This is a genomic window from Cupriavidus sp. SIMBA_020, assembly GCF_046535395.1.
GTDB lineage: Bacteria > Pseudomonadota > Gammaproteobacteria > Burkholderiales > Burkholderiaceae > Cupriavidus > Cupriavidus campinensis.
Map to the genome: position 1 here is coordinate 1 of NZ_JAWRWU010000180.1, position 349 is coordinate 349.

General features: G+C 66.5%; 1 protein-coding gene. It reads left to right on the top strand.

The genetic code is table 11. The annotated features are described in order from the left end of the window. On the top strand, positions 1 to 349 hold a 349-nt coding region (locus tag SB751_RS28720; RefSeq protein WP_410748876.1), incomplete at both ends, for a HAMP domain-containing protein.

Genomic DNA, 349 nt, shown 5'->3' on the forward strand with positions numbered 1-349 from the left:
GGGCTGGCTGATATTCACCGGCCTGTACGTCGACGACGTCGATGCGGCCTTCTTCAAGACGCTTTGGCGCCAGGGCACCGTGACGCTGGTGCTGCTCGCACTGTTGCTGGCGGCGGCCTTGCGGTTCTTCCGCTCGCATATCATCCGGCCGCTGGACGAGGCCGTGGCGGTATGCGAACGCGTGGCGCAAGGCGACCTGTCCAGCATCATTTCGCGCCATCACCGTGGCGAGATCGGGCGGCTGTTCGACGCCATGGCGTTGATGCAGGAACGCCTGGACGTGGCGGTACGCAGTATCGTGCATTCGACCGGATCGATCGCGGCGGCGTCGCGCCAGATCGCGGCCGGC